This is a genomic window from Halomonas sp. 141 (genome assembly GCF_002810305.1).
In the GTDB taxonomy this organism is placed as follows: Bacteria; Pseudomonadota; Gammaproteobacteria; order Pseudomonadales; family Halomonadaceae; genus Vreelandella; species Vreelandella stevensii.
Genome location: NZ_PINZ01000003.1, coordinates 100,530 through 121,102 on the forward strand (window position 1 = coordinate 100,530; position 20,573 = coordinate 121,102).

18 protein-coding genes are annotated in these 20,573 nt (G+C 63.7%); 13 read left to right on the forward strand and 5 right to left on the reverse strand.

The window, feature by feature from the left end; all coding sequences use genetic code 11:
• The first annotated feature begins 57 nt into the window (after positions 1-57).
• From CWI66_RS02725 to nfi, 10 genes are all read left to right on the forward strand, one after another.
• Positions 58-3,048 (forward strand): xanthine dehydrogenase family protein molybdopterin-binding subunit, encoded by a 2,991-nt coding sequence (locus CWI66_RS02725; protein ID WP_100730897.1) that lies wholly within the window; start codon positions 58-60, stop codon positions 3,046-3,048.
• Positions 3,045-3,884: an FAD binding domain-containing protein gene (locus CWI66_RS02730; RefSeq protein WP_100730865.1), complete on the forward strand. Its 840-nt coding sequence runs from the start codon at positions 3,045-3,047 to the stop codon at positions 3,882-3,884. The genes CWI66_RS02725 and CWI66_RS02730 overlap by 4 nt, the downstream gene beginning before the upstream one ends.
• The gene (locus CWI66_RS02735) at positions 3,874-4,404 is read left to right on the forward strand and encodes a (2Fe-2S)-binding protein (RefSeq protein ID WP_100730866.1); all 531 of its coding nucleotides are present in this window, start codon (positions 3,874-3,876) and stop codon (positions 4,402-4,404) included. Before CWI66_RS02730 ends, CWI66_RS02735 begins: the two co-directional genes overlap by 11 nt.
• On the forward strand, positions 4,397-5,926 hold the full coding sequence (locus tag CWI66_RS02740) for an AMP-binding protein (RefSeq protein ID WP_100730867.1): 1,530 nt from the start codon (positions 4,397-4,399) through the stop codon (positions 5,924-5,926). Before CWI66_RS02735 ends, CWI66_RS02740 begins: the two co-directional genes overlap by 8 nt.
• 35 nt (positions 5,927-5,961) lie before the next feature.
• Positions 5,962-6,765 carry an enoyl-CoA hydratase/isomerase family protein gene (locus CWI66_RS02745; protein WP_100730868.1) on the forward strand — a complete coding sequence of 268 codons (804 nt, stop codon included), beginning with the start codon at positions 5,962-5,964 and terminating at the stop codon, positions 6,763-6,765.
• A 42-nt stretch (positions 6,766-6,807) separates the two neighbouring features.
• Complete coding sequence (locus tag CWI66_RS02750) at positions 6,808-8,085, forward strand: benzoate/H(+) symporter BenE family transporter (RefSeq protein ID WP_100730869.1); 1,278 nt, start codon at positions 6,808-6,810, stop codon at positions 8,083-8,085.
• 39 nt (positions 8,086-8,124) lie between these two features.
• Complete coding sequence (locus CWI66_RS02755; protein ID WP_100730870.1) at positions 8,125-9,099, forward strand: XdhC family protein; 975 nt, start codon at positions 8,125-8,127, stop codon at positions 9,097-9,099.
• A complete protein-coding gene (locus tag CWI66_RS02760) occupies positions 9,089-9,685 on the forward strand; it encodes a nucleotidyltransferase family protein (protein WP_100730871.1) in 597 nt (198 codons plus the stop codon). The genes CWI66_RS02755 and CWI66_RS02760 overlap by 11 nt, the downstream gene beginning before the upstream one ends.
• A 105-nt stretch (positions 9,686-9,790) precedes the next feature.
• Positions 9,791-10,648, forward strand: a complete 858-nt coding sequence (locus CWI66_RS02765; protein ID WP_100730872.1) for a helix-turn-helix transcriptional regulator — start codon at positions 9,791-9,793, stop codon at positions 10,646-10,648.
• A 444-nt stretch (positions 10,649-11,092) separates the two neighbouring features.
• Positions 11,093-11,815, forward strand: coding sequence for a deoxyribonuclease V (gene nfi / locus CWI66_RS02770; RefSeq protein ID WP_100730873.1), 723 nt, complete (start codon positions 11,093-11,095; stop codon positions 11,813-11,815).
• Here the strand turns inward: nfi and CWI66_RS02775 are convergent.
• On the reverse strand, positions 11,799-12,509 hold the full coding sequence (locus tag CWI66_RS02775) for a glutamine amidotransferase (protein WP_016914692.1): 711 nt from the start codon (positions 12,507-12,509) through the stop codon (positions 11,799-11,801). The genes nfi and CWI66_RS02775 overlap by 17 nt on opposite strands.
• A 112-nt stretch (positions 12,510-12,621) precedes the next feature.
• Between CWI66_RS02775 and tpx the strand changes: the two genes are divergently transcribed.
• The gene (gene tpx, locus CWI66_RS02780; RefSeq protein WP_081195472.1) at positions 12,622-13,125 is read left to right on the forward strand and encodes a thiol peroxidase; all 504 of its coding nucleotides are present in this window, start codon (positions 12,622-12,624) and stop codon (positions 13,123-13,125) included.
• Here the strand turns inward: tpx and CWI66_RS02785 are convergent.
• Both CWI66_RS02785 and CWI66_RS02790 read right to left on the reverse strand, forming a co-directional pair.
• Positions 13,122-13,790 (reverse strand): gamma-glutamyl-gamma-aminobutyrate hydrolase family protein, encoded by a 669-nt coding sequence (locus CWI66_RS02785; RefSeq protein WP_081195731.1) that lies wholly within the window; start codon positions 13,788-13,790, stop codon positions 13,122-13,124. The genes tpx and CWI66_RS02785 overlap by 4 nt on opposite strands.
• The gene (locus CWI66_RS02790; RefSeq protein ID WP_100730874.1) at positions 13,783-14,781 is read right to left on the reverse strand and encodes an amidoligase family protein; all 999 of its coding nucleotides are present in this window, start codon (positions 14,779-14,781) and stop codon (positions 13,783-13,785) included. Before CWI66_RS02790 ends, CWI66_RS02785 begins: the two co-directional genes overlap by 8 nt.
• 110 nt (positions 14,782-14,891) lie before the next feature.
• On the opposite strand from CWI66_RS02790, the gene CWI66_RS02795 reads away from it, so the two are divergent.
• Positions 14,892-17,279: a mechanosensitive ion channel family protein gene (locus CWI66_RS02795; RefSeq protein WP_100730875.1), complete on the forward strand. Its 2,388-nt coding sequence runs from the start codon at positions 14,892-14,894 to the stop codon at positions 17,277-17,279.
• On the opposite strand, the gene CWI66_RS02800 is transcribed toward CWI66_RS02795, so the two are convergent.
• Both CWI66_RS02800 and CWI66_RS02805 read right to left on the reverse strand, forming a co-directional pair.
• Positions 17,247-17,684 carry a hypothetical protein gene (locus CWI66_RS02800; protein WP_016914687.1) on the reverse strand — a complete coding sequence of 146 codons (438 nt, stop codon included), beginning with the start codon at positions 17,682-17,684 and terminating at the stop codon, positions 17,247-17,249. The genes CWI66_RS02795 and CWI66_RS02800 overlap by 33 nt on opposite strands.
• A gap of 87 nt (positions 17,685-17,771) precedes the next feature.
• Positions 17,772-18,788 (reverse strand): J domain-containing protein, encoded by a 1,017-nt coding sequence (locus CWI66_RS02805; protein WP_100730876.1) that lies wholly within the window; start codon positions 18,786-18,788, stop codon positions 17,772-17,774.
• 222 nt (positions 18,789-19,010) lie between these two features.
• Between CWI66_RS02805 and CWI66_RS02810 the strand changes: the two genes are divergently transcribed.
• Positions 19,011-20,432, forward strand: a complete 1,422-nt coding sequence (locus CWI66_RS02810; RefSeq protein WP_016914685.1) for a hypothetical protein — start codon at positions 19,011-19,013, stop codon at positions 20,430-20,432.
• The last annotated feature ends 141 nt before the right edge of the window (positions 20,433-20,573 follow it).

Genomic DNA, 20,573 nt, shown 5'->3' on the forward strand with positions numbered 1-20,573 from the left:
CAACTATACACTTTTCAGATGGCAACCGATTCCGACAAGGCCACCCTGGAGAAGTCAATGAACGCTTTTAAGCCAACGATTCAGGAGGGCAAGTCGGGCCGGATTGGCCGACGAGAGCAACGCATCGAGGACGACGCCTTGCTGCGAGGCCATGGCCGCTATGCAGACGACTTGGCGGTGGCGCCAGGCACCCTGCATGCCGCCGTGCTGCGTTCACCCCATGCCCATGCCCGGCTGGTCGGCCTGGACGCCTCGCCGGCGCTGGCCATGCCTGGCGTGCATGCCGTCCTGACCGGCGAGGACGTCAAGCGCTGGGCGCGGCCCTTTCCGGTCGGCGTGCGCCAGCCCATGGAGCACTGGTGTCTGGCCGTCGACAAGGTGCGCTACGTCGGCGAACCGCTCGCCGTGGTGATGGCCGAGAGTCGCTACCTCGCCGAGGACGCCCTCGACGCCATCCGCGTCGACTACCAGACGCTGCCCGTCGCGGTGGATACCGAGGCGGCCATCGCAGCCGACGCCCCGCTGCTCCATGAGGCAGTCGGCAGCAATGTGGTCAGCGAGCGCCACTTTCGCTATGGCGACCCCGAGCAGGCCTTCGCCGAGGCCGAGCATCGCGTCGCGCTCAAGGTGCGCGTGCCGCGCAGCTCCTGTACGCCGATGGAGTGCTACGTGGTGCTCGCCGAATATGACCCAGCCAGTGCCAGCTACGATGTGCTGGCCAACTTCCAGGGCCCCTATGCGCTGCATACGGTGATGGCTCGTGCCCTCAACATACCCGGCAACCGTTTTCGGCTGCGTACCCCGCCGGATTCCGGTGGCAGCTTCGGCATCAAGCAGGGGGTCTTTCCCTATGTGGTGATGATGGGGTTGGCCGCCCGCAAGGCCGGCGCCCCGGTGAAGTGGGTGGAGGATCGCCTCGAGCACCTGCAGGGGGCTTCCTCGGCTACGAATCGGATGACCGAGATAGAGGCTGCAGTGACCCGCGATGGGCGTGTCACCGCCCTGCGCTGGGATCAGGTCGACGACTGCGGCGCTTACCTGCGTGCGCCGGAACCGGCCACTTTCTACCGCATGCACGGCAACCTGACCGGTGCTTATGCGATCCGGCATCTTGTCGTGCGCAACCGCGTCGCGCTGACCAACAAGACGCCCACCGGACTCAACCGTGGCTTCGGCGGGCCTCAAATCTATTTCGCCCTCGAGCGGTTGATGCAGCGCATCGCCGTGGAACTCGACCTCGATCCTCTCGAGGTGATCCGTCGCAACCTGGTGCCGTCCGGCAGCTTTCCCTATCGGGCCGCCGCCGGAGCATTGCTCGACTCCGGTGACTATCCCGCCGCTGTGGAACAGGGCATTCACGAAGGTGGGTTGGAGGAACTGCTGGCGCATCGAGAGACAGCCCGCCGAGAGGGACGGCTCTACGGCATCGGCTACACCGTGGCGGTGGAACCCTCGATCTCCAACATGGGCTATATCACCACCGCCATGATGCCCGAGGAGCGGCGTAAGGCTGGTCCCAAGAACGGGGCGGTGAGCACCGCCACGATCAGCGTCGGCCCCTTGGGGGATGTCAGCGCCCATGTCTCCTCCACGCCCCAGGGGCAGGGGCACCGCACCGTGGTCGCCCAGGTGATCGCCGAGGTGCTCGGGGTGCCGCTTGAGTCGATCAGCGTCAATGTCGAGCTCGATACCGGTAAGGACGCTTGGTCGATCGCCTCGGGCAACTACTCCAGCCGCTTCTCAGGCGCCGTGGCTGGGGCGGTCTACCAGGCGGCGGTGAAGGTGCGCGATCGCCTGGCCGGTATCGCCGCCGCTCAGTGGCAGGTGGAGGCCACTCGCATCCGCTTCGCCGAGGGGCAGGTGATAGTGGACGACAGTGAGCTGTCGATGCCCTTTGGTCGCCTGGCCGGCGCCACCCACTGGGCGCCGGGCACACTGCCCGAGGGCGAGCCGGGCGGCCTGCGCGAGACGGCCTTCTGGTCACCGCCACAACTTGAGGCGCCGGACGACAACGATCTGATCAACAGCTCGCTTTGCTACGGCTTCATCTTCGACTACTGCGGGGTGGAGGTCGACCGCATCACCGGCCAGGTGAGACTCGACCGCTATGTCACCCTTCATGATGCCGGCCGCCTGCTCAACCCGGACCTAGTCGATGGCCAGGTGCGCGGGGCCTTCGCCCAGGGGCTCGGTGCGGCACTGATGGAGGAATTTACCTATGGCGACGATGGCAGCTTCCAGTCCGGCACCTTCGCCGACTATCTGGTACCGACCAGCGTCGAGGTGCCTGAACCACTGATCCTGCACAGGGAGACGCCGTCGCCGTTCACCCCGCTGGGTGCCAAGGGAGTGGGTGAGGGCAACAACATGAGTACCCCGGTGTGCATCGCCAATGCCGTGGCCGACGCCTTGGGCATCGCGGACATCGAGTTGCCGCTGACGCCGTCCAAGGTGCGCACGCTGATCGGCATCGAGGAACCTGCGCGGCCCCAAGGAGTGGGCGAGGATCAGACGGCTCCCGCAGCAGGTGGCGGCTCGCGGCTCACTGCCAGCGACTCGGTGACGCTGCCGGGCAGCCCCCAGGCGGTCTTCGATACCCTGCTCGATCCCGAGACCCTGCAGGCGATCATCCCTGGCTGCCATGCCCTGGAGCTTACCGGCGAGAACTCCTACCGAGCCGATGTCACCGTCGGCGTGGGGATGATCCGCGCGCGCTTCGATGCGCAGGTGGCACTCTCCGACCTCGCCCCCCCGCACGGTCTGCGGCTCTCCGGGGCCGGCACCAGTGCCATGGGCTCGGCGGAGGGCAGTGCGCAAATTCGGCTGACCGAGGTCGAGGGCGGCCAGACGCGACTCGACTACGACTACGACGCCGCCGTGGGCGGCAAGGTCGCCTCGGTGGGCGGGCGCATGCTGCAAAGCGCCTCGCGGATGATCATCGGCCAGATTTTTGCGCGCCTGGCCCAGCGCATGGGCGGCGCCGCACCACGGCTGTCGCTGTGGCAGCGCCTCAAGGGCCTGTTCGCCGGCCGGGGAGGTCGCTCATGAAACCTGCTGCATTCGATTACTGGCGGCCGAGCAGCCGTCGCGAGGCCTGTGAGTTGCTTCACGAACATGGGGATGAGGCGCGACTGATCGCGGGTGGGCAGTCGCTGATGGCGGTGCTCAACATGCGCCTGGCCCAGCCCAAGCACCTGGTCGATATCGCGGGTATCGAGGATCTGCACTACATCGAGCGGCGTGACGATCACCTAGCGGTGGGTGCCGGGGTGACCCAAGCGGAATTGCTGCAGTCTCCCGGTCTCGCCGAGGCGGTTCCGTTGCTGGCCCTGGCGATGCCCTGGATCGGCCATTGGCAGACCCGTAACCGCGGCACGGTATGCGGTTCGATCGCGCATGCCGATCCCAGCGCCGAGCTACCGCTGTGTCTGGCCACCCTTGGAGGTGAGGTGGTGCTCGAGAACCGGCGCGGCAAGGTGCGGCGGGTGGTGGCACGCGACTTCTTCCGGGGCGTACTGACCACCGATCGCCACCCCGATGAGCTGATCACCGAAGTGCGCTTTCCCCTGGCGAGGCCGGGCGCGGAGTACCGCTTCCACGAAGTGGCCATGCGCCACGGTGACTTCGCCATTGTCGCGCTGGCGGCGGTGATCGACAGCAACCGCGTCACCCTCGGCGTGGGTGGCGTCGCCGACCGTCCAGTGAGTCGCGAGCTCGCCCGCCACGATGACCCGAGCGAGGCCCTCAACGCCCTCGCCTGGTCCTTGGGCGCCGAGGACGATGCCCATGCCACGGCGGCCTATCGCCGCCAGTTGATCCGCGAGCTCGGCCGGGAGTTGATCGCCGGCGGGCCAAGTGACGAGGAGAACGCCCATGCACGCTAGGGCTGACCAGCGCATTCGCGTGACCCTGACCCTCAATGGCCGCGAGCGCAGCGGCTACGCCGAGCCCCGCACCCAACTGTGTGACTTCCTGCGCCACGAGCTGGGGGCCACCGGCACGCACGTGGGCTGTGAGCATGGCGTGTGCGGTGCCTGCACGGTGCGCGTCGACGGTCGTGCCAGCCGTAGCTGCCTGATGCTCGCGGTACAGGCCGAGGGTCGGCGGCTCGACACCGTCGAGTCGCTGGCAGGAGAGGTGGGCCTTTCCGATCTGCAACAGGCTTTCCGGCGTCATCACGCCCTGCAGTGCGGCTTCTGCACCGCAGGCATTCTGATGTCCTGCGAGGAGTTCCTGGACCGTGTGGCCGACCCCAGCGAGGCCCAGGTACGCGACATGCTGTCGGGTCATCTATGCCGTTGCACCGGCTATACCGGCATGGTTCAGGCGGTACTTGACGTGGCCCGGACGCGCCGCGAGGCGACCGTGGCTTACAGTCAACAACAGGAGAACAACGATGTTTGATCTTGGTCGCAGTTTTCTTGCCTCGGTGGAACGTCGCCCCCGGGCGATCGCCATTTCCGATGGCGAGCTACGCAAGACCTATGCCGAATGGTTCGCCGATATCCAGAGCGTGGCCAGGAGCCTCGAAGCGATGGGCCTAGCCAAGGGGGACCGTTTGCTGGTGGTGATGCAGAACCGCTGGCAGATGGCGACCCTGCACTGGGCCTGCCAATTCGCCGGGATCGTGGTCACCCCCCTCAACTGGCGATCCACAGCCCGGGATCTGAGTTACTGCATCGAGGATGCCGAGGTCAAGGCGCTCGCCTATGACGCTTCGGTGGCCGAAGCGGTGAACGGCTGTCCCGAGGCACAGCGGCTACCACGCATCACTGCCGGAGGGGTCGAGGACATCGGTGCCCATGACTTCGACGCCCTGCTAGGTGTAGACGGTGAGCTGGTATTGCGTGCCGATGCCGAGGATGTCTCGTTGATGCTCTACACTTCGGGGACCAGCGGCAAGCCCAAGGGTGTGCCACGCCTGCATCGCGCCGAGCGTACCGCAGCGCTGGCCCATGTGGCACAGAACCTCTATCGCCACGACGAGTGCACCCTCGGCGTGATGCCGCTCTATCACACCATGGGCGTGCGCTCGCTGCTGTCGATGGCACTGATCGACGGCCACTTCGTCTGCATGCCGAAGTTCGATCCCGCGGCGACGCTGGACGCCATTGAGCGTGAGGGCGTCACCAACCTCTATCTGGTGCCGACCCTCTACCACATGCTCATTGAGCACCCCGAGTTCTCACCGTCACGGGTAGCCGGCGTCGACAAGCTGGGCTTCGCCGGCGCGCCGATGAGTGCGGGGCTGATGGCCCGGGTTCAGGAGACCTTCCAGCCCAGCCTGTTCGTCAACCACTACGGCAGCTCCGAGATCTATACCTTCACCATCGACCAACGAGCCAGTGACAAGCCTGGCTCATCGGGTCGGCCTGCGCTCAACCAACGCATCCGGGTGGTCAGGGTGGGCGCCGAGTCGCCGGACGAGATCCTGGGCGTGGGGGAGGAGGGCGAGATCATCGCCGACATGGCCGGCGACGAGGCCTTCCAGGGCTACTGGCACCGACCCGATGCCGACCGCAAGGCGCTCAAGGAGGGCTGGTATTTCACCAGCGATACCGGCTATTTCGACGCCGACGGCGACCTATTCGTCACCGGCCGGGTCGACGACCTGATCATCACCGGTGGCGAGAACGTCAGCCCGGTGGAGATCGAGAATGTGCTTTCGGTACATCCCCAGGTGGAAGAGGTCGTGGTGGTGGGGCTGGCCGACGTACAGTGGGGCGAGGTGGTCACCGCCTTCATCAAGGCCCGACAGGCCATCGACGAGGGCGAACTCGACCGGCACTGCGTCGACTCCGGCCTGGCCCGCTTCAAACGCCCGCGGCGCTACGTCTTCGTCGACGAAATTCCCAAGTCCCCCGTGGGCAAGATCCTGCGCCGCGTGCTGCGCGAGCAGGACAGCCCCAGCACACGACCTCACTGACAACCGAACAACCGAGCCGATAAAGGAACCAAGACATGACTACCGCCAACGTGAATACCACTCTGGGCAGCGACTTCGACGGCTTCAGGGTCCAGGTCGATGCCGAGGCCGAACGCGCCGACATCATCCTCGCCCGTCCACCGCTCAACGTGATCTCGATGCCTCAGCGCGACGAGCTGCGTCGCATGTTCGAGGCACTGGATGCCCATGACGACGTGCGCGTCATCGTGCTGCGCGCCGAGGGCGAACATTTCTCCAGTGGTGGCGACATCAAGGGGTTCCTCGAGGCCTCACCCGAACATGTCTCGAAACTCGCCGACAACGTGGCCGCCCCGGCGCGCTGCTCGAAGCCGGTGATCGCTGCCAACCGTGGCTACACCTTCGGCGTCGGCTTCGAGCTGTCATTGGCCTGCGATTTCCGCATCGCCTCCGAGACGACCCTCTATGCCCTGCCGGAGCAGAAATTGGGGCAAATTCCGGGGTCCGGAGGCTCTGCTCGCCTGCAGAAGATCATCGGGATCGCCAGGACCAAGCACATGGTGATGCGTGCCAAGCGCATCGGCGGTGCCCAGGCGCTGGCGTGGGGTATCGCTACCGAGTGCGTGCCCGATGACCAGCTGGAGAGCGCTACCCAGGCCTTGGTAGACGAACTGCGCGGCTTTTCACCGCTCGCTCAGCGCACCGCCAAGCGCCTGATCAACGACAACGAGGATGCTCCGCTGTCGGTGGCCATCGAAATGGAAGGCCACTGCTACAGCCGGCTGCGAACCTCCAGCGACTTCCGCGAGGGTGTCGAGGCCTTCCATGGCAAACGTCGAGCCGTCTTCACCGGTGAATGACCCGTACCCCAATGACATAACAACAACCCCCGGAGAGATACCATGCAAGCGCACGACAATAACGGGGTCAGCCCCACGCCAGCTGCGGTAGTGGACGCCAAGCGTCCGCTGCTCAAAGACCTGCCCCGGGTCTTCACGGCCAAGTCGATCAGTGCAGGCACCGTCGCCGCACTGTTCGGTTGCTCGGGGCCGGCGCTGATCGTGATCAGTGCCGCCGAGGCAGGCAATCTGTCCAATGGCCAGACCGTGGCCTGGCTGTTTGCCATCTATTTCCTGGGCGGTCTGATCAGTCTGATCATGGCCTTGCGCTACCGTATGCCGATCACCGGGGCCTACTCGATCCCGGGGGCGGCAATCATGATCGCCGCCCTGTCGACCATTCCCTTCAACGAGGCGGTCGGCGCCTTCATCATGAGCGGCGCTATCGTTCTCCTGCTGGGTGTCAGCGGAGTAGTAGGGCGTATCATGCGTTGGCTACCGATGCCGATCGTTATGGCGATGATCGCCGGCGCCTTGATCCGCTTCGGCATCGGTGCGGTGAACGCGGTGGGGGCCGCACCCTGGATCGCCGGCACGGCAGTGGTGGCCTTCTTCCTCAGCTCACGCTTCATCAAGACGGTGCCGCCGGTACTGGTGGCCGCGTTGGTGGGGCTCATCGTGGCCTTCGGCATGGGGGCCGTTCAGCCCGCCGAGGTGGACATCGCCTTCGTCGCACCGCAGTTCACCGTACCGAGCTTCACCCTGGGGGCCTTCCTGGCCATCTCCGTGCCGCTGGCGGCACTGGTGATCGGGGCCGAGAATGCCCAGGCCACCGGGGTGCTGCTGGCCGAGGAGTACCGCCCCCCGGTCAATGCCATGACCATCATCAGCGGCATCGGTGGCATGCTCGCTGGCCTCCTCGGCGGCCACAACGCCAACATCGCCGGGCCGATGACCGCCATCTGCTCCTCCGAGCAGGCAGGCGACGACAAGAGCACCCGCTATGGTGCCACCCTGGTGAATGGCGTGCTGTTCTGTGCCTTCGGGCTCTTTGCCGGTGCAGCGGTGCCCTTCATCCTGGCGTTGCCCAGCGCCCTGATCGGCAGCGTGGCCGGTCTGGCAATGATCGGCGTGCTGTTGGCAGCCTTCCAGCATGCCTTCTCCCGCCATCGTGGCCACCAGATCGGTGCCTTCGTGGCGCTAGTGGTGGCGATGAGCAACATCAGCCTGCTGGGGATCAGCGCTCCTTTCTGGGCACTGGTCTGCGGTATCGCGGCCTCCCTGCTGCTGGGTGAGAAGACGCTGGATCCCGACACCGAGACGACCAAAGTGGCCGATTGAACGCGGCTGCACCATCGGTGGCCATGAGAGGGTGGAGCGATGCGTGACCTCGATCATCAGGTAATCACCCAGGCGCTGGCCTGGGGCCGCGACGGCCACCCCATCTGGTTGTGCACCGTGCTGTCGACCTATGGCTCGGCGCCCCGTGGTCCCGGCGCCATGCTGGTGGCGCGTCGCGACGGTCAGTATGTTGGCTCGCTATCCGGTGGCTGTGTCGAAGAAGCCTTTCTCGAGGAACTCACCGTTGGCGACTTCGACCGAATGGTGACCTTGCGTCGCTACGGTGAAAGTCGTGAGGAGAGCCGGCGTCTCGCCCTGCCCTGTGGCGGCGTGCTCGAAGTATTGATCGAGCACCGTGCCCCCGACGCCGCCTGGCTGGTGCACCTTGAGGTGCTGTACCAGGCCTTGCAGGGGCAGTGCCGCCTGGTACGGTGTGTCGATGTCGAAGCCGGCTCCTTTCAGGCTCGCGAGGATGACGTTGCCGAGGGGCCATGCGTGGTGCGCTGTCCCGCGTCCGTCGACATCCGTATCGGTCCCGTGCTGCGCCTTCTGCTCGCCGGCCTCTCGCCGGTGGCCGAAGCCTGTGCTCGCTTCGCCCAGGCGTTGGGCCACGAAGTGATCGTCTGTGACCCTCGTCCGGAGATGTGCGAAGGGTTCAGTGTCGACGGGGTGACGGTGGTGCCGCAGTTGCCGTCAGTCTTCATCGCCGCCGGGGGCTGCCATGCGGCAACCGCGGTGGTGGCCTTGACCCATGATCCGCGCATCGATGATCTGGCCATGATCGAGGCAGTGCGTACCGAGGCCTTCTATATCGGCGTGATGGGCTCGCGCCGGACCTCGGATGCCCGCGCCACACGACTTCTGCGTTCCGGGGGACTGTCCCAGGCCGATGTCGATCGCATCCAGATGCCGATCGGCCTCGATCTCGGCAGCAAGACCCCAGCCGAGATCGCCTTGGCCGTGGTAGCCGATATCGTACGGGTCTACCACGGGAAAGCCCGCGATGCCCTCTGACACCGTCGCTGCCCTGGTATTGGCGGCCGGTCGGGCGCGCCGCTTCGGCTGCGATAAGCGCCTGGCGCACCTACCACAGCGTGGGCCGCTGCTGGCCGCCACGCTGGCGACCCTCCGGCCTCATTTCGGCGAGATTCGGGTAGTGGTGGGCATCGAGGATGATCCCGCCGATCTGGGCATTGCCAAGGATATTGGCACCATTGTTGCCGAGACGGCAGAACAGGGCATGGGAGCTAGCCTCGCCGCCGGTATCCGCATACTTAGGGACGAGAGTCAGGCTGCGGCAGTGGCGGTGATGCTGGGAGATATGCCTTGGTTGAGCGAGGCCACCTTTGCACTATTGTGCTCAAGAGCTAGTGACCGGGCGATCGTGCGGCCCTTCTATCGGGGGCAGGGGGGGCACCCGGTGCTGTTCGGCCGGTGTTTCTGGGGCTCGCTCGAGCAGCTGACCGACGACGAGGGAGCTCGCAGCGTGGTACGGCGGCATCGGGATGCCTGTATCGAGATCGAGGTTCAGGATCCGGGTGTCGTGCGGGATGTGGACCGGCCAGAGGATCTTGCCTGGGCAAGGCATAGTGGCGGCTGAGAGACTCACCATGCGACTTTGGTCTGGCTGTGGCCGGTGCCCGGGGTAAGAGATAGTACGCTGACCTGTACCAACATACCTTACACTTCTATTGACGAGGATGTCATGTCGAGTGCCCACCGCATCTTGCATGGCGGGTTTGGTCGCGTGGCCCTGCTGGACATGGACGAGTCGCTGGTGCCCCACGCCCACTCCGAATGCCATGTACTGTTAAAGGTCTCCGGGGAGGATACCTACTTCTCTGTGCGCGATCGCCGGCTGCCACTGACCGACAGGACGGCGGTCCTTATCAATGCCTGGGAGCCGCACTTCTACGATCACCAGAGTGGTGCCGCCGATACACTGATCCTGGCCCTCTACATCGAGCCGAGCTGGCTTGCGGCCCAGCAGAGTGGTCTGGTGTTGAGTGGTCGGCCAGACTTCTTCTCCAGCCCCTGCGTCGAACTCACACCCCGCATGCGGCATCATGCTGACTTGCTGATCGCCGCCATGTTCTCCTTCGGACTGGTGCCTCAGGACAGACTGGAAGAGCTGCTCTTTGATTTGCTGATCGGGATCACCGAGAAGTATTCCGACTGGCACCACTTATCCAGGCTGCGTGTCGGTGTCGCCAGCGACTTCTACGATGCGCGTATCCGCCAGGCAAGCCGGTTTATCCTCGACCATCCGCAAGGGGAATTGGACATAGAGGGCATCGCCCGTCTGTGTGGGTTGTCCCGGGCGCACTTCTTTACCTTGTTTAAAAAGAACACCGGTATGACACCTCAGATGCTCGCCAATATCGGCAAGATGCAGATGGCGTTTCGCTGTCTGTCCGACAGTCGCACTGGCACCCTGGGGAACCTGTCCGAATCACTAGGCTTCTCCGAGCAGGGGCACTTCACACGCTTCTTCCGTCGCCATATCGGCGCCTCGCCTAGCCAGTACCAGAAGGTGACCGACAGCTACAGGCTCCTCTCGTGAGTCCTATCCACCTATAGTTTGTCAACCGAGTGGCACCAGTTCGATGACTTGCATCCATGATGGCCCGTCGGTTTGCACTGCCCGAAAGCGTACATCTAGCAGTCTGTCGGGTTATGGGTGTCGCTCACAGTAACGACACCCACTTCTCTCAATTTTCGTGTTAGCGCTGGCCATGTCAGCAACCTGACGTCGTTCATCTCACTCATGCTGGGCACACCCAGCTCGGCATCGAGGTTGCACGGCGCCTCATCGGTGTCCGTAGGCTGACGTTTTGGCGAATATCAGCTTACTCGGATTTACCGCCGTTTCTCTACCCTGTCTTTGCCTCAAGCCCTGCCTGTTTCACGCTGATCTGCGAAGAACCTTTTTTGGCTATCCTGAAAGTCATCCTGGTGGCTCAGCGTCTGCTGGGCGCCAACCTCGAGCCACCCGCAAGGAGGCCGCATGGACGCCGCATTACACGATTGGAACCTGACTCCCAAGCAGGCCATTGCACTCCAGTCCCAGCTTGCCAAGCAATTGGAAGCCGACGACCGTATCGACCCCGTGACGCACATCGCGGGGGTCGACATCGGTTTCGAAGAAGAAGGAAGCATTACCCGGGCGGCGGTGGTCGTGCTGGCGTGGTCGCCGGAGCAGGCGCCGCAGCTGACTGTGGTGGAGCAGGTGGTTCACCGGGAACCCACGCGCATGCCCTACATCCCGGGCCTGCTGTCGTTCCGGGAAATTCCGGCGGCGCTGGGAGCCTTTGCCCAGTTGAAAACACGCCCGCAGCTGGTCATGGTGGATGGGCAGGGCATCGCCCACCCTCGGCGGCTGGGCGTGGCAGCGCATTTGGGGCTGTGGCTGGACCTGCCGACCATCGGGATTGCCAAGTCGCGACTCACTGGGCGCCATGCCGACGTGGGAGAGGCCCGAGGCGATTGGGTGCCGCTCATGGCCGGGCAGGAAGTGATCGGTGCCGTGCTGCGCTCCCGTGCTCAGGTCAAGCCAGTGTTCGTGTCTCCGGGGCATCGACTGTCGCTGGCGACTTCGCTGGACTGGGTCATGCGCTGCCTGGGCAAGACCAAGCTGCCAGAGCCAACCCGCCTGGCCGACCGACTGGCATCGCGGCGCGACCAAAAGCGCGCTACAGCATCGCAAACGCGCACTACAGCATCGCGATGAACCGGGTCAGCAGGCGCGTGGCGTCGGGGGTCTCCGCGACGTCTTGCAGCAGTTGATCCGGGTCTTCACCCTGGTCGCGCAAGGCAGCGCGCTGGCGTTCGATATAAGCGCGCATCACCGGCGGTGAAAACTCGGGATGGAATTGGACGCTCCACTGGCGTGGCCCATAGCGCAGCGCCTGGTGGGCATCGTGGCAGTTGTGCGCCAGGATGCTGGTGCCGGGGGGAAGCTGCATGACCGCCTGGGCATGGGTCAAGTGGGCCACGAAACACTCCGGGAGTTGCCCGAACAGCGGATCCTGGCGGCCTGCCTGGGTCAGGCGTACGCTGCGTGTGCCGGATTCACGCCCCGCCGGGTGGTAATCACTCACACCGCCAAACGCAGCGGCCATCAGCTGGTGGCCGTAGCATACGCCCAGCAGCGGCAGGTCGTCCGCCAGTGCCTGCTGTAACCAGGGCTTCAGCGCCTCGCTCCAGGGGAGCTGCTCACTGACCATGCTGTGGGAGCCGGTAATGATGGCTGCCACGATATCCTCCGGCGGCTGGCTGGTGAGGCGTGCATCCCATACGTCCAAGGTCAGGTGGTCGGGCAGGGCGTCCTGCACCTGGTCGATGAACAGCTGTTCGAAATCCCCGTGCTGATCCACCACTTCGGGGAAGGCGTCGCCGGTTTTGATAATGACTACAGAGGCCATGGTGTTCTCGCTAGCGTGTCGCGATGGATGAGGGATAGCCGAATCAGGGAGTTCCACGGTAAGCTGGACCACTGATCGTCATTCCCCTTTTACCATACATTAGGAGCTTGATATGCAACAGATTACGCGGGCAGGTCAACCCATGGATGTGGCGGGAACCTTACCGGCGGTGGGGCAGGATGCACCGGCCATGACGCTCACCAACGGCAGCCTGGAAGACGTTACCCTGGCGACCTATGCAGGCAAGCGCAAGGTGCTGAACATCATCCCTAGCGTCGATACGCCTACCTGTGCAACGTCGACGCGACGCTTCAATGAGCTGGCCTCGTCGCTGGACAACACCGTGGTGCTGGTGGTGTCTGCCGACTTGCCGTTTGCGGCCAAGCGTTTTTGCGGTGCCGAAGGGCTGGACAACGTGGAGACGCTCTCGACGTTCCGCCACCGCGAATTTCAGCAGGACTGGGGCGTGGCGCTATGCAACAGCAACATGGAAGGGCTCTGCGCCCGTGCCGTGGTGGTGCTGGATGCCGAGGATCGGGTGCTGCACAGCGAGCTGGTCAGCGAGTTGAAGAACGAGCCTGATTACGACACGGCGCTGGCTGCGCTGAAAGGCTAGCGGGACGCCTTGGCCGCCTCCACCAGCGCACGTATCAAACGCTGCTGGGGGCGGTTGAAGATCAGCCACTCCGGGTGCCATTGAACGCCTATCAAGAACGCATGGTCCGTGGACTCGATGCCCTGCACCAGCCCATCGCGGTCACGCGCCACGATCCGAATGCCCTTGCCTGCCCGGTTGACCGCCTGATGATGAAGGCTGTTCACACGACACCAGGTTGCCCCCAACAAACGATAGAGCTGGCTGTCGCCCACGATGTCGACGGTTTTGCGGGGCAGTACCGTGCGGCGCCGCTTCAAGCCTTCGTGGGTGGTGTAAATGTCGGGGTCCAGGCTGCCGCCCAGATGCACGTTGATCAGCTGCGCACCTCGGCAGATGCCCAGCACTGGCGTATGGCGAGGAATGAAACGCTTCAGCAGGTGGAGTTCCAGCTCGTCACGGGCTGGGTCCAGGCGTACGTCCAGCTGCACTTCACCGCCGTACAGGTGGGCTTGAATGTCGTCTCCGCCGCCAATGATCAGGCCGTCCAGGTGCTCCGGCAACGGGCGAGAAGGAGAAAGGCGTAGCGGCCTGCCGCCGTGTCGCCAGACGGCAAACCAGTCGAAGCACCAGGCAAGCTGGCTTTTGTAATCCGAGGTCGTGATGCCGATTAGAGGTCTAGGCATGGCCAAACAGTCTGCGCTTGAGGCGCCGCCACCAGGGTTGGTTCTGTTCGGCCATGTACTCCTGGCAGCGGGCGTGAAGGATGTCCTGGTCGTGGGCCAGCTTCTCTACCTCCACCCAGCGGTTCCACTCCATCACGCTGCCCCAGCCCGGCTGCGACAGCTGCGCATTGGGCAGCCGGTAATGAAAAGTGGGCCGTGGCTTGGTCAACTGGCCGTGCAGCAGCTCGTGAGGGTGTTCCGGGCGCAGGTGGGCGAACAGCGGCAGCAGGTCCAGCTCGCGGTTGCGGGTAGGGTTATCGGCCAGGTAGTCGTCGATGAAGGTGTCGAGATCCGGCTGGTAACGCAGGTCCAGCACCTTGCGGGCGTACTCCTTGGGGAACGGGTTGGCGTGTGGCAGCACCTCTCGGGTAATGTCCACCTTGATTTCCTGACGTAGCCAGCTGGCCAGCAGCAGGTAGGCGCGCAGCATGGCGAGCAGATAATCGACCTCGTTACGCTCGATTTCCGGGTTCAGGTGCAGGCCGAAACCGTACAGCAGGCTGGCATCGGTGCCCTTGGCGCCTTTTTCCCGCAAGGTGTCGAACAGAGTGTCCAACGCTTCGAGCTCTTCCCAAGGGATGGGAGGGCAGACGATTTCGGTGGGCACCAGCCCGGTCACCATGTCACCGATCAGTTCACGGGTCTTTTGGTGGAATTCCAGCCGCCGCTGATGCTGTTGGCGGGCCCACTCGCTGTCATTGTCCTGCTGTGCGTCCAACAACGTCTGGTCTGGATGGGCGTATTGAGTATCCAGTTCGATCTCGAACGCTCCCCAGCGTGTGTCGGCCACCTGTAGCCGATGGGGGCTGACCACGTTAAGCTCACCACCAAACAGTGCCTGCACCACCTCGGCCGTCTCGCGAGGGGGGAGCCCGGCAAACTCGATTTCGACGCCCACGCGTCGAGTCTGGCCGTCCGGGTTCAAGCGTTGGGGAGGAGCCTGCAGCGTCATCTCGATATCCTGGAGGTGAACGTTAGTGCGTTTAGCCTATCATAATCACACGCTTAGGCTGAGTAAGAGAAGAGCCACGATTCAACAGTCACTTTCCACGGGAGTCATGCGTGCGACAGCAGTGGATAATTAGCATCGTTCTAGGGGCGCTACTCAGCCTGATGATCAGCGTCACCGCACACGCCCAGAGCGTCTCGCTTCCCACGTTGGGGGGCAGTAGTGGCAGCCAAGAGCAGCCGGACGTCACCAGCGAAAATTTCCAGCGCTCCTTGAGCGACGTCATTGGCATGCTCGAAAGCGAGGATCAGCGCCGTGCGCTGCTGGACTCGCTGCGTGAGCTGCAGCTGAGTACCGAGGCCGTGGAAGACGACGGCGTGGTGCGCCAAGGGCTGCTGGGCGCCCTGGCTGATACGCTTTCCGACATCGGTGAACAGGCCCAGGCCGGGGATTCGCCCATCGACGAGTGGTCACGGCAACTGGTCCAGGGCGTCGAGGATCTGCGTGCTCTGAATGCCGGGGCCGAGCAGCGGGATGCTGTCCGAGCCGTGGCAGAAGGTACCCTGCTGGCCGTTATCTGGAGTGGCCTGCTGGTGGCGATGATTGCCTTTGGTCGCGTCGTGGCCAAGCGGCATCATTGGCCGCTGGACCTGCCCCGGGACCCCAAGGCCTGGCTGTTGGCGGTCCACTTCTTGCGGCGCATGCTGCCCTGGGCGCTGGCTTTCGTCATTACACTAGGAGTCGGCCAGCTGCTGCCTTACAGCCCCGGCCGCGCCCTGGTGCTGGTGGTGGCCTATATCTGCCTGTGTGGTCGAGCGCTGTCGGTGGTGTTCGAAACGGTGATAGCGTTCTTCAGTCGCGGGCATCGTTTTACCGCCGTGCAAGTATTACAGCACAAGGCGTTGCGGGGGCTGTTCGTCATCGGCGCGCTGATTGCCTTGGGCGACGCCGTCAACTCTACCCGCCTGATGGAGCTGCTGGGGACCGATCTGTCGGGGCTGGTGTCCGTGCTGGCCAACATGCTGGCGGCGCTGCTGTCGGCGCGTTTCATCTTCAAATTCCAGCGCCCCATTCGTCATCTCATCTGTAACCGGCCTTACAAGCAGCGCCGCGATGCCAGTACGGCCGTGGAAATGATCCGTGCGCTGGGTGGACTATGGCACATTCCTGCCCTGCTGATGGTGGGCGGCTCGCTGCTGGCCATTTTCATTACCGTCGGGGATGTGGGCACGGCGCTGGCACGCTCGATCATTTCCGCCAGTCTGCTGGTGCTGACCCTGGTGATTACCGGGCTGCTGCGTCGCCAGGAAGAGCGCTTGGGCAAGCGACGCCATCGCCGTCGCTTTAGCCAATATCGCAAGCGACTCGAGCGGTTTGGCTTCGTACTGGCGCACCTGAGCGCCTGGATGATTTTTGCCGAGCTTTCCATGCAGGTATGGGGAGGCTCGCTGTTTGGGCTTGGCCAGCAGGCCGTGGCCAGTGCGCGTATTGGCCAGGCGCTGGTCAGCCTGGGGGCCACCGTGCTGTTGGCATGGCTGGTGTGGATTTTTGCCGATACCGCCATTCAGCGGGCGCTGACTTCCTCCGCGCGTTCACGGGGGCGGCGCGTCAACCAGGCCCGCGCGCAAACCATCACGCCGATGATCCGTAACGTGATTTTTGTCACCATCCTGATCATTGCGGTGATTGCTGGCTTGGCCAACCTTGGGGTCAACGTCACGCCGCTGCTGGCCGGTGCCGGTGTGATCGGCCTGGCGGTGGGGTTTGGCGCGCAAACCCTGGTGCAGGATTTGATCACCGGCATCTTCATCCTCATCGAGGACTCCCTGGCGGTGGATGACTTCGTCACCATCAATACGCACATGGGCACCGTCGAAGGGCTGACGTTGCGGACGGTCAGGCTGCGTGACCTGGACGGCGTGCTGCACATCATCACCTTCAGTCGTATCGAATCGATCCACAACATGTCGCGCCAGTTCGGTATTGCCTTGATGCGGATTCGCATTCCTTATGACATGAAAATCGATGACGCCATCACGCTGATGCAGGAAACGGCTCAGGAATTGCGCAAGGACCCGATGATGCGTCACTACATCTGGTCGCCGCTGGAGATGCAGGGGGTACAGGCCTTCGAAGATGGCTGCCCGATATTACGGATGCGCTTTCGTACCGCCCCCGAAATGCAGTGGGACGTGTCACGGGCCTTCAATCTGCTGCTGAAGCAGCGCATGGAAGCCCAGGAAATCGACTTGGGTGTACCGCGGCTCAGCGTGCGTATGGAGGCACGCTCCGAGGCCCGTGGCGACGAGCCCCATGGCACCGACATGACGCTGCAGCATCGCCAGCAGGGCGACGTCGATTCGCCCCAGCATGCCCCTGAACCACCCAGGCCTGCGCCCAGGCCCACCGAGGCCGAAATCCGCCGTGACGAGCGGCAGCGCCCTGAAGGCTCAACGACTGCGCCGCCGCTATCTCAATCCCAGCCCAAGCCCCAGACTTAGGGCAATGCCAATGGCCAGCCCCAAGCCTGTGCCCAGCGCAAACAGCGTGACCAGTAGCCAGGGGCCGCGCAGCCCTCGCCAGCGGTTATATAGCGAGACGGCGTGGCTGACTCGGTCGACCAGTTCGTCATGGCGTGAAATGGCGTGGTCAGGGGGCAGCGAGAAGTCATTGGCCACGTCACCTTGCCAGTGTGCTCCGTGGGTCAATCCAAGGCGCGCGCGCAGGCGGCCGATGTCGCTCAAGGTACCGTGCAGCGCATCGTAGGTTTCACGGTGCGGGGGTACCGTCAGCACCGAGGTGGCGTCCTGGCGCAGGGCGCTGTTGGGGCAGCGCGCCACGGCGGTGTCGATCTGCTGCTCATTGGCATTGGGGGGCAGACTCAGGCGTTGATAAAGGTCGCGCATAATCCGGCGTTAGTCTCGTCACAATGGACACAGTGGAAGGTCGTGGTTTCAGCATGGCGGGTAGCATACGTCGCTGCCCCGTGACGCTTAGTAAGTTTGCATCAGATAATCATACGCGTTTTTGATGCGCTGAAAACGTGCCGAGGCCAGCGCCACCTGATGTTCACTTTCCGAATAGAAGCGGTCGGGGTGATGCAGCTGCGCCATGCGTCGATAGGCCTTGCGCACCTCTGTCTTGCTGGCGCCGGGCGTCAGCCCCAGCACGGCCAGTGCCCGGGTGGTACGGTCGGGTGGCGGGGGAGGATTGGTCGCGCGCTGGTAACGCTCGCGGCGTGCCTGTTCTGCCCGGGCCTGCTCCTGCTGTCGGCGGGCGTGCTCACGACGCGCCTGTTCGGCGCGAGCCTGCTCCTGGCGCTGCTGCTCTGCACGTGCGTGCTCCTGGGCTTGCTCGGCACGCTGCCTGGCCTGGCGCGCTTCCTCCTTACGCTGCTGTTTTTGCTGTTGGCGCTGGGCGCGCGCATGCTGCTTGTCGGCTTTGGCACGCTGCTGCTGTTCGGCCTGTGCCTGGGCGGCCTGTGCTCGCTCGGCGGCCTGGGCTTCCTGCTCGGCCTTGTGGGCGTAATACGCCGGGTCGTGCACCTGCCAATAGGCATCGCGGCTAGGGTCTTCCGGGGCTCGCAGCGGCTTGCCGGTCAGTTCCTGAAACAGGGTGTTCAGGGTCGCGGGCACCACGTTCAGCAGGTCGGCCAGAAAGCGCAGAATATAGTGGTTGGCCAGTGACAGCTCGCCATCGTCGGTAGCCACCGTGATGGCCTGGTGCATCACGCTGAGACTGCGCTCCCTGGAGCACTCCTTGCGCACGACTTCGGCGGCCAATTGAATGGCGTGAAGGTCCTGGCTATGGGCAATGCTCATGATCGGCCCCAGCTCGTGCCCATGGCGAAACTGCGCGCTGACCTGGGCCAGCCGACGTCGGCGTTGCCCCTCGGAAACGTGCTGACGATGCACGAGCACCCAGCCAAGCAGCAGTAGCGTGGCCGTATCCACTTGGCTTCGGCTTTTTAGCAGCAGCAGCTCAAAGGGTGAAAAACGGGCGATGGGCATCCCTGGGCTCCAAGGCGAAGAAGTAAAGCGCTGATCCATGCCATGCGCTGCATGGCGCGGTCTTCACGGCACAGTCTTCATGGTACAGTCCTGATGGCGCAGCCTTGATGGTATGGCTCTTTGGTATCAAGGTGCGCTGGCAGACGACGCTCTGCCAGCCGTACTCGCGAGCTCATCATGGTATATCATCGAGTCTGGCATGAAAGCAGGAGATAAGTGAGGGTGATCAACGTTGAACGTAAAAATAGCTTCCAACTGCGCTTGTCTCGACGGCTGAAGGAAGAGACCTCACATACGCTGGATGTGTACTTGTTCGTGCCCCAGGAGCTGGGGCTGAGTACGCACATCATCTCCGAAGAAGTATTTTATCACGCTGCCATCAACGTCTCGCGCACTTACTACAGCGACGAGTACCATCTGCCGCTGGTGCATAGCCGCCTGGCCAGCCGTAACCAGCTGGGCAGCGACTCCTACCGCTTGAGCCTCAGTCTCTATGCCTACCAGTACGTGGTGGCGCTGGAGCGCACCACCCAGGGCATGCTCTCCACGGCCCGTAAACTGCGTCGCCTGCAGGGTGAGGAGAAGAGCAGCACCCACGACAAGGCGAACGAGCTTTATGACCAGCTGGTCGAGATGAGCGACCTGAGCGACGGCATACTCAAGCGCTTGCGGCGTAACCCGCCCACCGATGAACGGCTCTATAAATACTTTGCCAATATCGACAACTATCTTTCCTGGTTCACCGAGCAGCAGCTGTTGGCGCTGGTGGCCCACATGCCCAAGGGCGGGAAATTCAGCGAGGTCAAACGACGCCTGGTGACTATCTGCCACCGTGAAGGCGAGTACCGCGAGCAGCAGGAGTACAACGCCGAGCGCGTACGCGATGACCCCACTCGCATGTCCAACAAGATGCGCCTGCTGCGACGGCTGATCGAGTACCCGATCACGCTCAAGCAGCGCTCGCTGGAGCTGGGTAGCGGCGAACAGAAAGCCGTCAAGGCCCTGGCCACCGCGGTGGTCATGGCCTTCGTGTCGTTGGGGGTACTGCACCTGCGCGACGTGATTGGCGACATCACCGCACTGTTCGTGCTGGCCATGGCGCTGCTCTACGCCATGCGCGAAGTGTTCAAGGACGACCTGCGCAATACCCTATGGCGATGGCTGAGAAGAGGCCGACCCAAGTGGCGGCGACAATACATCGACCCTACCCACAATGCGCTGGTCGGTCGGCAGCTCGAATGGTTCGACTACAAGCGCTATACCGCCCTCGACCAGGACATACAGCAGATGCGGCGGCGCACGGTGGCCCAGCGCGAAGAGGTGGTCATGCACTATCGCTCCAGCTCGCGCATGTCCCCCACACGCTTCTTGAGCGGCTATGAGCATACCCGCGAAACCCTGAGCATAGACCTCTCCATGCTGACCCGCCTGATGAGCAAGGATAAGCACCATATCTATCGCCTGAAAGAGGGGCAGGCGGTGCGGGAAAGTGTCGAGCGCCGCCACCTGTTCAACCTGGTGGTGCGCGAAACGGGCAGCGAAGATGCCCCTTACCTGGCGCGCTGGAAAGTCGTGGTCAGCCGCTCGGGCATTGTGGATGTCGAGCGCGTCGCCGAGAACCGCCCCGACGAAGCCCCGGTCTGAAAAGCAATAGAACCTGACGCCAGCGCGTCGGTGGTGTTCGACTAAAATCCAATAAGTAAACGTTTACTCTTATTGAGTAAACGTTTACTTTTCTCCTCAGCGCTCACGCTCGTGAGCAAGCACCTCTCAACGCTGAGGAGA